General features: G+C 47.8%; 3 protein-coding genes and 1 rRNA gene. 1 reads left to right on the forward strand and 3 read right to left on the reverse strand.

Features of this window, described 5'->3' with window-relative positions; genetic code table 11:
* Both BUB85_RS18995 and BUB85_RS19005 read right to left on the reverse strand, forming a co-directional pair.
* Positions 1 to 169 (reverse strand): 16S ribosomal RNA (locus BUB85_RS18995); the annotation flags it as partial.
* Between the two features lie 728 nt (positions 170 to 897).
* Positions 898 to 11,352 (reverse strand): MBG domain-containing protein, encoded by a 10,455-nt coding sequence (locus BUB85_RS19005; RefSeq protein ID WP_073113094.1) that lies wholly within the window; start codon positions 11,350 to 11,352, stop codon positions 898 to 900.
* Positions 11,353 to 11,602: 250 nt separating this feature from the next.
* Between BUB85_RS19005 and BUB85_RS19010 the strand changes: the two genes are divergently transcribed.
* On the forward strand, positions 11,603 to 12,277 hold the full coding sequence (locus BUB85_RS19010) for a response regulator transcription factor (RefSeq protein WP_073113095.1): 675 nt from the start codon (positions 11,603 to 11,605) through the stop codon (positions 12,275 to 12,277).
* A gap of 57 nt (positions 12,278 to 12,334) precedes the next feature.
* On the opposite strand, the gene BUB85_RS19015 is transcribed toward BUB85_RS19010, so the two are convergent.
* A partial coding sequence (locus BUB85_RS19015) for an IS66 family transposase (RefSeq protein ID WP_143160695.1) occupies positions 12,335 to 12,608 on the reverse strand: 274 nt, incomplete at its 5' end.

Consider the following 12,608-nt stretch of genomic DNA (forward strand, 5'->3'; position numbering starts at 1 on the left):
CTGTTATCCCCCTGTATGAGGTAGGTTATCCACGCGTTACTCACCCGTCCGCCGCTCAATCACAAAGTTCTTCATTCCGAAGAAATCAGATCTAAGTGTTTCGCTCGACTTGCATGTGTTAAGCACGCCGCCAGCGTTCATCCTGAGCCAGGATCAAACTCTCGTTAAAAGTGTTTAATCTCAGGCCAAAAATCAACTACTAGCTAATAATTGCCCCGTTATTACTGTTCTTACCATAAACTTGCTTAGAGTTCATGGTGGGTGTCAAATCTTTCAATTTGACTTGTTCTTTAAAAATTTTCTCTTTTAGAAATTTTCAAGGTTGTTTGTCTATTGTTTAATTATCAATGTACTGTTTTGATGTTTTAAATAGGAAGTAAAAGCAAAACATTTCTGTAAGCCTTTATTCTTTTTCAACATCCTGTCGCATTTAGCGACTCGATTATTTTATCATAATCAAGTTCGTTTGTCAAGAACTTTCTTATTCTTTATTGTTGAGCTTTGCAACATTTTGTCGAACGCTCTCTCGAGTGACAACTTGTCCATAATATCATGTAAGACATGTTCCTGTCAAGAACTTTTCACACTTTATTGTGAATTTTTCGATCTTTCCCTGCCGCCTCTCAGAAGCGACTTGATTAGGATATCACTTCTGGCACACATTTGTCAACACATTTTTTATTTTTGTTACTTTCGTGTTTCTTTTGTGTTTTTTCAATGTAATCGCAAAGAACCCTGGTACATATTCCTTGCACCGCATTGACCCGGATCTCCAATATGCAGATTGAAACATGCAGATCCAAATATGCAGATCCAAATATGCAGATCGAATACTCCACGATAAAAACTGCCACCAGACTTGCATCTGATGGCAGCGAAAATTTTATTTTCAATTGTCTACTTAGTGCTCTTTTTGCGGCGTCTTACCAACACGAATGCTATGCTCATGCCACTTATCAGTAATAACAATATCAACTGCATCACTTTATTGTTATCACCTGTCTGCGCTCCGTATGCTGTCTTTGCTGCTGTGTTGCTGCCCGCTGCAGCATTATTTGCAGCGTTATTGGAAGTATTATTTGTTATCTGCTTCTTTACCGGTTTCCATGCAATCGCGATCGGAGACAATCCTGTCACAGTAAACTCTGCATAGTCTGCCGTTTTCGTTGCTGTCGGTGATTCGATCTCACCCGCTGTGTGTCCATTCATACTTTCGGCAAACATATGGGCCACCACAAAGTCATAATCATTTGCATTTGTGCCCTCTGGATATTCTACTCGGACTTTCACGCCTTCTGCCGGGAAACTATCCCGCGTAGCTTTCGTCCATGACTTTCCGCCATCCGGACTGATCTGAAGTTCCACATCATACACAATGCTGTCCTTCTCTGTATACCCCGGATTCGTGCTCAGCACACGTCTTAATTCTTTTGTAATTTTCTCAGGTGTATTAAACACAGTCTGTTCCAATCCCGTCGGTACCATACTAATGCCTTTTTCCAGCACCACTCGGTATACTGTGCTCGAGCCATTAACCTGCCATGGCTGGTTTGCTCCCTGCGTAACAGAGCTGATATACCCTTTATAGGTAATGCTCTCTGTCGGAAGTGTATAGTTTGTGTTTGTCAGTTTTGCATCTGTTGCGGTTACTGCAATCATGTGGCTGCCTGCCTTGGCATTTTCATAAGAAGCAACTACTTCAGTATAAGAGAATCCCGGATCATCTGTTCCTACCATACCTGCAACCTTCAAGACTCCTGAAACGGAGGCATTTGCATTGCCATCCCAATGCTTCTTTGTTGTCACGGTCAGATCTTTCGTATCCCATGTCAGTGCTTTTGGAGCTGCCGTCGTCGTGGCAGTTGCTGTCACAGACTCAGTATAGTTTCCATCTGTCTCCTTCACTGCCGTAACCGTCACTTTGCCCGCACCGGTTATTGTTACGGTTCCGGCTGCATCCACAGCTGCCGGGCCGTCCGCTGTCCAGGTCACTTCGCTCTTTCCACTTCCGCCAATAGTTCCCAGTGTAAATGGTTCATCGCCGTAGGTAACTGTATCCGGCATTCCTGTAATTGTCAGTGCTTCCTGCGCAATCGGGGAAATGGTCAGGGTAGCTGGTGTATAAGTAATACTGTAGTTTGGATTATTTGCATCCGTCAGCGTTCCCTGGGTGATGGCATAGCCGCCTTCTTTCACGTCTTCGCCTTCCTCCCGGGACAGTGCGCCACTCAGCGTATCTTCTCCCAACAGACCGGTTGGAATATAGGTAAATTCCGGATCTGTTTCTCCGTAGTTCTTGGTCTGATTTGCCGCGACTACTTCCACAGCCTTTGGCGCAATTGTTACGTTAATTGTTGTAACTGCATCTGCCATATTGTGATTGCCCACGTACCGCAATGTCAAGGTACTGGTTCCCATCGGCAGCTGCTGGTCCATGGTATCGTAACTCATGGCACAGGTTCCATCCTCGTCTACCGTAACAGGTTCACTGATCTGGATCTTTCCACTGTAAAGTGCAATCTGATTCGCAGCCGGTGCTATAAGCTCTGCCAATCTGGCGAACAGCCCTTTCTTCTCCGCCGCATTTCCGGTCGGCTTCAGATTTGCCGTAATTGTTATGACATCACCATAGATATAGCTTTCTTTGTCTGCAATGATCTCCGTAATATCAGAAGCGGACTGTACAATCTTATACTCCTGTGTCAGAACCTTTGGCAGCTTGTAGTTGCCGGATTTTTCACCTTTCAGCTCGGTAATTGTAGCTGTATGGGTTCCTTCCTCGATCTCGTCGCCTCCGGTCACTTCCACGGTGATCACATCCTGATTCTGCAGATTATTTACCGCTGCCGTTACCTTGCTTGGATTTCCGTCATAGGCACGGGTTTCTGTATTGCTCCAGGTAAATGCTGCCTCTAACTGCTCCACAGTCAGCGTGCCTGTTTTATAAGAAATCTTGTAATTATCACTGGTCAGGCCCTTTGGCGTAATGGTATAGTCTTTTCCTACGTCGTCATATTGCTGATATGTGTAATCATAGGCCAGATTTCCGCCCAGTTTCTCTGCATCATCCCCCTTTACAAATCCATCATAGGTGACTCCATTGCCTGCAGGTTCTGCACCATATATAATCGTATGGTCCTTCGCCGTCACAATAAGTTCCTTCTTTGCCACCGCGACCCGATAAGTCGCGCTTACTGCTTCTGTATGGTTTCCGTCTGCCGCCTTGGCTGCCGTAATTGCGACATCGCCTGCGCCGGTGATTGTAACTTCGCCTTTTTCGTCCACCTCTGCAGAGCCTTCTGCGCTCCATGTCACCTCGCCGTCTCCACTTCCACCGGCTGTTTTCAGGGTAAATGGCTCATCCCCATAGGTAACCTTCTCCGGTCCGTCAAGGGTAAGTTCCTCCTGTGCCACCTTGTTTATAAGCAGTTTTCCTTCTACGAATGTAATGCTGTAATTCTCATTTTCCTCATTCGTCAGCGTCCCCTGGGTGATGGCATAGCCACCCTCCTTCACGGCTTCGCCCTCTTCGCGGGTCAAGGTTCCGCTCAGCGTTTCATCCTTTACCAGATTCTTCGCCTCAAAGGTTAATTCCGGATCCTTTGCCCCATAGTTCTTGCTCTGGCCCTTCGCCGTTACAGTAACTGCTCTTCTGGTAATATCTGCCGTTGCAGTACCCGGATAGGTAATGGTGTAGTTATCCTTAGAATCACCGGTCACTTTTGCTGCTCCGCTATCGACTGTGACCGTTTTCTTCTCGCCCACGTTTTTGTTATCAAAGGTTCCCTTCAGACCGGAAATACTTAAGTCTTCACCCTTCACGCCGGTTTCTACCGTTGCGGTCACCTTTGCTGCTGTATCGCCATCGTAGTCTTTCTCGGATGCTGTCACGACCGCATTCAACGGTTTTGCTGTAATGTCACCGGTCACTCCCGTTGGCATACTCACATCGTAATAACTTCCCTCTGTGCCGCCGATCTTTTTCTGCTCTCCGTCAAAGACAATCGCTTTGCCGGTTCCCGCATTGGCATCCACATAGGCCGCCGGTGCTTCTACGGTCACCTCATCCGCAGAATTGATCAGATCCGCCGCATCTACTGCCAGCGTTGCCTCCGCCGTATCGGTTCCTTCGTACACCTTGGTAATAGCGGTGCTGGTCACCTTCGCGGTGACTGGTGCTGCTGTAATGCTCACTTGAATCGGCGAAGCTGCATCTGCCATGTTCTCATTTCCCACATACTTAAGTGTCAGGTTGCTGGTTCCAACCGGCAGCTTCTTCGTCTTTGTATCGTAAGTCAGAGTGCAGAGCCCGCCAGTTCCTACGGTAACCGCATCACTGATCTGGGTCTCTCCGCTGTAAAGTGCAATCTGATTTGCAAAAGGAGCCGTAAGTTTTACCGACCTTGCCGACATCGCCAGGATTCCCTTTTCGTTTGCCACTTTACCGTCCGGACTTACTTTTGCCGTAATTTCCATCATATCGCCGTACACGTAGCTGGCCTGATCCGTGACAATATCCGTAATTACAGAAGCTGCTCTTTTGATCACATATTCTCTGGTAAGATTCTCTGTTGGCAGCTTATAATTTTCCGCCTTGTCACCGGTCAGTCCCGTGATTTCTGCCTGATAGGTTCCTACCGCTGTCTCACTGCCTCCGGTCACGGTCACTGCGACCACGTCTTTGTTCTGTATATTTTTGACTGCTGCTGTCACATTGCTTGCCGTACCATCATAGATGCGTTCCTTTGCATTGTTCCAGGTAAAGACCGCCTCGAGCGGTTCTACTGTCAGAGTACCCTTTTCATAAGTGAACTGATAATCATCACTGTTCAGTCCGCCCGGAGTGATCTGATAGTTCTCTCCCACCTTATCGTATTGCTGATAATCGAAAGTATATTTCAGGCTTCCGCCAAGGTTCTTCGCAGTATCCTCAAACACGAATCCATCATAGGTGACACCATTGCCTGCTGGTTCTGCACCATATGTCATGGTATGGTCTTTCGCCTTCACGGTGAGAACTGCCTTTGCCACATCAACTTTATAGACTGCGCTCACAGCCCTTGTATGGTTTCCGTCTGCGGCTTTCGTTGCTGTGATGGTCACAGCTCCTCCGCCGGTGATCTGAACCTTTCCTGTCGCATTCACGGTTGCGGGACCTTCTGTGCTCCATGTTATGCCGCCGGTTCCGCTGCCCCCTTCTGCTTTCAGGGTAAACGGAGCATCCCCATAGGTCACGTTCTTCGGTCCATCTTGAATGGTAAGTGTTTCCTGTTCTGCTGTTTCGATTGTGAATACACCCTTCTGGAAGGTGATCGTATAATTTGGATTCGCCTCATCGGTCAGTGTTCCCTGGTTGATGGCGTAGCCGCCTGCTTTTACATCCTCGCCCTCTTCGCGGGTCAAGGTTCCGCTCAGCGTTTCACCCTTTACCAGATTCTTCGGCTCAAAGGTAAGTGCCGGATCGCTGCCGCCATAGACCTTGGTCTTCGCATCTGCCTTTACGGTAACATCTCTTTTTGTAATATCTGCTGTTACGCCAGCCGGGTAGAGAATGGTATAGTTATCCTTCGCATCACCCGTTACTTTTACTGCCTGGCTGTCAATTGTGACCGTTTTCTTTGCGCCCACGTTTTTATCACTAAAGGTTCCTGCCAGACCGGAAATGCTCAGGCTGTCTCCTGTCACACCAGTTTCCACTGCTGCCGCCAGCGTCGCATCTTTGGTTCCATCATAGACTTTATTCTCTGCAGTCACGACCGCATTCAGTAATTTGGCTGTAATCTCACCGGTTACACCTGTCGGCATATTTACAGTATAGTAGCTGCTCTCTGCTCCACCGACTGTCTGTTCCTCGGAATTAAAGGAAATCGCTTTGCTGCTGCCTGCATTCTTGTCATTATAAAATGCCGGTGCCGTTACGGTTACTTCATCGTTCTTATTGACCAGGTCTGCTGCGTCCACTGACAGCGTCACCGCTGCCGTATCCGTTCCGTCATACACCTTGGTCATGGTGCCTGCTGCCTTGGCCGTCACCTCTTTTGCATTTAAAACTACGTCCACGGTCGTCTCTTCCGCTGCCATGTTGTCATCGCCCATATATTTCAGGGTCAAGGTGCTTGTTCCGACCGGCAGCTTCTTGTCTTTTGTCTCATAAGTCAGGGTGCAGTTTCCGTCCTTTTCTACGGTGACCGCTTCACTGATCTGGGTATTGCCCCGGTAAAGTGCCACTTGATTTTTGGCCGGAATCACAAGCTCAGCCAGCATCGCAAACAGTCCCCGCTGTTTTTCTCCACCGGTGGCATTGATCTTGGCCGTAATCTTCATGGTGTCACCATATACATAGCTTGTCTGTTCAGCCTTGATCTCTGTAATTTCTGAAGCAGACTGTACGATCGTATAGGACTGCGTCAGATTGTTCTTCGGCAGCTTGTAATTTCCCGCTTTGGAACCGGTTAATCCCGTGATTTCTGCAGCATATGTTCCCACATTGACCTTAGATCCTCCGGTCACAGTGACCGTCACATCGTCATCCTGCTTCTGCAGGTTATTTACGGCTGCCGTCACATTGCTTTCCTTGCCATTGTAGGCGCGGGTCGCTGTGTTATTCCAGGTAAAGGCCGCCTCCCGCGGTTCCACTTTCAGTGTGCCCACTTCATATTGAATATCATAATCTTCGCTGGACAGCCCGCCCGGGGTAATGTGATAGCTCCCTGCGTCACCATATTGTTGGTAATCGTAAGTGTAGCTGAGGCTGCCTCCAATGACCTTTGAAGTCTCTCCATATACAAATCCTTCATAGGTCACATCATTTCCTGTTGGTTTTTCACCATATAGAATGGTATGATCCTTCGCTTTTACCGTGAGTGTCTTCTTCGCCACCGTAAATGTATAGACAGCACTCACCTCAGCTGTATGGTTCTTATCTGCAGCTTTTGTTGCTGTAATCGTTACCTTCTCCTTTGCGCCGGTGATGGTTACCTTTCCGGTCGCATCTACGGTCGCAGAACCGGTTGCTTTCCAGCTCACTGCTCCATCGCCGCTTCCTCCGGTTGTTCCCAGGGTAAATGGTGCATGCCCGTAAGTAACCGTCTGTGGCTGATTCGTAATTGTAAGCTCCGCCTGTGCCACCTGGTTGATGGTAAAGGTAAAGTTCTTCGTTGCAGTGTCGCTGTCACTCCATTTGTAATTCGTGCTGTCCGTCAAAGCAAGCACCACATCGTAGTCACCCGCGTCGGTACCGCCCTCATTCTTCTCAACAGTGTACAGCGTGCTCGTGGCAACGGTCGGTACTTGGAGTTGACCTGTATAATCTGCTGCCGCAATCTCCGGGTCCGCAACGATTTGTTTCGCTACTGTAATATCAATGGATGTCTCCTTGCCGCTGTGGGTGACCGTAATGGTCTTGTCATCCACTGTAAGATTCTCCGGAGTAAATGTGAACTCATCCTGATTCTCCTGGCTGTACACCACATCCTCCGTAGTATCATCATCGTAGGTGCAAGTCAATACTAATCCCGCCGGATCAAAACTGTCACCGTAAGTGTAGTTTGTTTTCGGAGCTGTTTTCACCTTGATGCTGCTCAGTTCCCGCGCCTCAGTGGCCGGGAAGACTGCCTGTAATGTCAGAGTGCCATCCGCATTCTGTGTTTTGGTGACCGTACTTCCTTCAATCGACGCGGTGATCGTGTCTGTAAATTCGTAGTCCTTCTCAGGGGTAAGGGTCAAGGTAGCCGTGTACGCCGTACCACCCAGGAATTTCTTCGGAGCGGTGCTCCAGTTCACCGTACTGGCGGTATAATGTGCGCCTTGTTCAAGCACTGCCTTGGTGGCTGGAATCCCGTTTTTGACCGGAGCCATAATTTTCGGAGTCACCGAAGCAATGGCGTTTTTGTCCGTGGTGAACTTGACCTCTTTTGTCTGCTGATTGCCTGCTGCATCCTGCACCTTTACTGTATAGATATATTCCTTATTGGCATCAAGATCGGTCAGCTTAAATGTATGGCTTCCTGCACTGGTCTTTTCGATTGTCTCCTTGCCGTCTGATCCGGTCAACGTATACGCTGCAATGCCGGAGGTCGTAATGCCCTCAACCACATCTGAAGCATCAATCGTAATGTTCGCCGTAGTTGTTGTTTTGGCTGTCGTTACCTTGGAAATGACAGGTGCTGTCTTATCCAGCTTAAGTGCAACAGTTTTTCCATCTGTAATATGTCCGTCTGCATCCTTCAGGTAATAAGTCGCGGTTGGAAATTCTCCCTCCTGCCCCCACTGGGCTGTCTCGCCCCAGGTCTTCTTATCCAGACAGATTTTCCAGCCGGATGGTGCCGTCAGGGTAGCATCTCCCTTGTACCAGCCGGCTTCGCCCTTATTGGTGTCCGCCAAAGTGGCTGTTTGATCTGTAGCCAGGTAGGTAATGGTAAATTCAGCCACCTCTAAATTACTGATCGCAGCGTATTTTGTTCCTTCTGCCGCAGTTACCAGCACCTTGTAGGTACCTGGTTCAATCGGGTTTGCTCCCTTTCCATCTTTTTCAAAATGAAAACTAGCACTTCCTACTCCTGAAACTCCAGACGCCAGTGCTACAGTTATATTCTTTTCAGTAGCTGTATATATCAAGTCTTCTGGAAGAGTACAGATGAAGTCATCCTTCGTTAGTGTTTTTAAAGTTTTGGTTAAGGTACCTGTCTTTGTCGAAGCATTGCCTGCCTGATCGGTAACCTTTACCGTGTATGGATAGTCTGCTCCCGTAGGAAGATTTTTCACGTCAAAGGTGCAGGTACCCGCTGTCACAGCTTGAGTCGTGGTTGTTCCATTCACATTCAATTCGTACTTCGCTATGCCGGAAGTCGTATCCCTTGCCGTAACCGTAATCGCTGCCGATGCTGCATTAACCTTTGTAATGGATGGTGCCACACTATCTATATTGATATCGATAGTCTTCTCGTCTGTAATATGATCATTCCCCCTATCCTTTAGGTGATAGGAAACAGAGTTCTTGCCCTCTTTCTTCCATTGATAAACTGATCCAAAGCCATTAAAATTCAGGCCAACGTACCAGCCATCAGGAGCTGTTATGGTGACAGGATTAGATGTGTACCAGCCATTCTCTCCCAGTGTGCCGTCAAGAGTTGCCACCTTATCCGTCGTCAGATATACGATGGTGAAGCTGCCCACTTCAAGCCCTGTAATAGCATTGTAGGAAGTACCCTCTGACACATCGATCTTCACCGTGTATGTACCTGTGTCCTTAGGGGAAGTAACTTCTTTGTTCTTCTCATCATAATAACGAACCGTAATAGTGCCCATGCCAGTTGCCGTGCTCTTTGCCTTTACGGTTGCCTTCCGAGTAGTCCAATTATCAAAAATCAAGTCCGCAGGTGCTGTATAGTCAAAGTCTGCTGCGACAGGATCTTTTTTGGCAACAGGTCCTTTCACTGTCATCTGTAACGTATTGCCCTCAAGCTTAACTTCACTTCCTCTGTCGGAAGTAAATGTTGCCGCATCGTTCTCAGTGATTTGATAAGCCCATGCCCCATCGGCAAATTTTACCGGTTTATCAGTTTTTGGAGCTTCGTACTCTCTAACACCCACCGTACTTGCAGCGTCTAACGCTCCCGTGATGGTAATCATACTCGTAGCACTCTCCATAGAGATATTACTTGCAGAATCACCTACTGTGTTTCCAGTCACATTGTTTTTGTCGCCCATATTAATGGTTTTGTCATTGTAAACACCACCGCCATACGATGTAGCCGTATTTCCCGTAATGGTGGCACCGTTCAAAGTAAGTAAATTCCTGTTGTTGATACCACCACCCTGACTTGCGGTATTACTTTGGATACTTCCGCCTGTGATACTGCATGTACCACCTCCGCTATTGTAAATACCACCACCAGAACTTAGGGCATTATTTTCACGTATTTCACCGTCTTGCATCGTAACAGTCCCCAGGTTGTAAATACCTCCGCCATCGCCCGCGTCATTATTATTACTTACAGTATTATTGTGGATACTTCCGCCTGTGATACTGCATGTTTTATCAGAATCATTGTAAATACCTCCGCCTTGACTTTGGCCATTATTTCCACTGATTTCACCGCCTTGCATCGTAAAGGTCCCATTGTTATAAACACCGGCACCATATCCACCTCCCGTAACACTATTACCGGTAATGCTTCCATTCTCCATGGTAAAGTTTCCGGAGTTGTAAACACCTCCGCCATCATTATTTGGCATAGAATTTCCGCTGATTTCACCAGCCTTCATGGTAAAGTTTCCGGAGTTGTAAACACCTCCGCCATCATTCGATGCGATTTTACCTCCCTCCATGATAAAGGTTCCGTAGTTATTAACGCCGTTAGCTTCTGCTCCTTTTTCATGAGTCAGTTCTCCACTGTTCTGACAGTCATATAGATACAGCTGTCCATCGGGCTCACCGTAGTCAATGTAAAATACGCTCTGATAATTTGCACCAGTAATCGTCTTACCATTCAAACAGAGATGAACGACTTCCCCACTTTCGATCGACAGAGGTTCCGTCAATGTCAAGTCTTCTTTCAGATAATAAGAACCTGTCGTCAGTTTTTTGTTCGTGTTAATTTGAGCTTGAGTAAGTGCGATTGTAAACTCGTGATCCGCTCCTGCTGCTGTCTTGCAGGTATGACTATCACTCATAGTTTTCACATCGCTGTTCACGATCTCAAACACTGCGCCCAGTCTGGCATACTCGTCCCCTAAAGCGGCCTTCCCGGCTTCATCCAGGGCGTCATAAGCATCGCTGGCAGCCTGCAGTTTTTCGTAAAGAGCGGCCTGCTCTTCCTCTGTCATCGCCTGCCATTGTTCCATAGTCATATCCAGCGGCAGAGCTGCGATCTGCGCACGCACCGTTTCCACCGGATCTGCCGGAGCTTCCTCTGGCGTTTCCGTCTGTATTTCTGCCGGAGTCTCTGTCTGTACACCCTCCGGGGTCTCTGTCTGTACGCCCTCCGGGGTCTCCGGCTGTACGCCCTCCGATGTCTCCGCCTGTGCGCCCTCCGGGTTCTCCGCCTGTACGTTCTCCGGATTCTCCGCCGGCACATCCTCCGATGTCTCCGCCTGTACGTTCTCCAGAGTCTCCGCCGACACATCCTCCGATGTCTCCGCCAGCACGTCTTCCGGTGCCTCCTCCGGCGTTTCTCCCTGAACCTCTGCTTGAGCCTCTGCAGGAGCTGTTTCTTCCTCCGCGCCGATTGTCTGTTCTGATACTGCCGCCGCCTGTACCGTGATCGATGCCATTGCATTTCCCGGACAGGTCATCAGCAACGCCAGAATAAGTGCCAGGCTTCTCTTGATCCTATTCTTTTTCTTATGCATTTGCCTTCCTCCTTCATTATCCCTTCTCTGCCCCTTCCGATTGTTTCCGGCAGAAAGATTCGATTTCATATGTCTTATTATATCTATTCTGCGTGGGTTTTTGTTGGAATCGCCGGAATAAGGACGAAAGAAGGAAAATCAAAAGTGGGAAGACGAAGCGAACTGTGATACAATATTTATGATCATTGAGAAGTGGATCCCGAATGTCCACTTTACGTTAAAGCAGAACACATTGAGGGGGGTATACCATATGTACAGAATCCTGTTAATTGACGACGATACAATATTACTGAACGCCATGAAGAATTTTTTCGAGAAAAGAGAGTTTGAAGTGTTCTGTGCAGCGGACGGAAAGTCTGCACTGCAGATGGCTAAGACAATCCGGCTGGACTGTATTGTTCTGGACATCCAGCTGCCGGATACCGATGGATTTGCCCTCTGTGAACAGTTCCGCTCCTTCACGAACCTGCCGCTTATTTTTCTCTCCTCTTTTACGGAGGATGAGGCAAAATTGAGAGGCTTTCGCCTGGGTGCAGATGATTACGTATGTAAACCATTTTCCCCAAAGGAACTGGAGGCTCGTATCCGCCTGCGTATACAGCGCCGGTTTGAGGCTCCCGCCGCAACAATACTGACCTTCGACGGACTTTCGGTTGATCTGGCCAATCGCACGGTGACATATGGGACACAACATGCGGAGTTTACTACCATTGAATTTGATATTGTCGCCTTTTTTGTACAGCATCCAAACCAGCTCTTTTCCTATGAGCAGCTTTATGACGGCATCTGGCAGGAACCACTGGGAAAGAGCCTGCACAATCTTCAGGCCCGCATCGCCTCCGTCCGTCAGAAGCTTTTGGAGCTGTGCCCGGACCGGGAATACATTCAGACAATTCGAAGAAAAGGATACCTTTTCAAAGCCTGAAGGTATCCCATTCTCATATTATCTTTTATGTATTTTTTGTAACTGTTCAGAACTCCATTAGTTAAAGATGATATCGGAATTCCCTAAAAGGGCTTCTCTGATTGCTGTAAAAGCATTTATTCCATGCTTATGAGCAGTCCCAATATAGCTCATGATTGTAAGATATTCCTGTGCGCCTTCCTCACTGCGAAAACATCCTGAGACCTTGGTTTTAACCTTAATCATGCGCAAATCACGTTCCGCAAGGTTATTATCAAACGGAACACAGAGATTCTTTATAAATAAGCAGACTGATGCCTTGTAATTCACAAGTCTGTCAATTAGATTTAGT

The organism is Hespellia stercorisuis DSM 15480, assembly GCF_900142165.1.
Lineage (GTDB): Bacteria > Bacillota > Clostridia > Lachnospirales > Lachnospiraceae > Hespellia > Hespellia stercorisuis.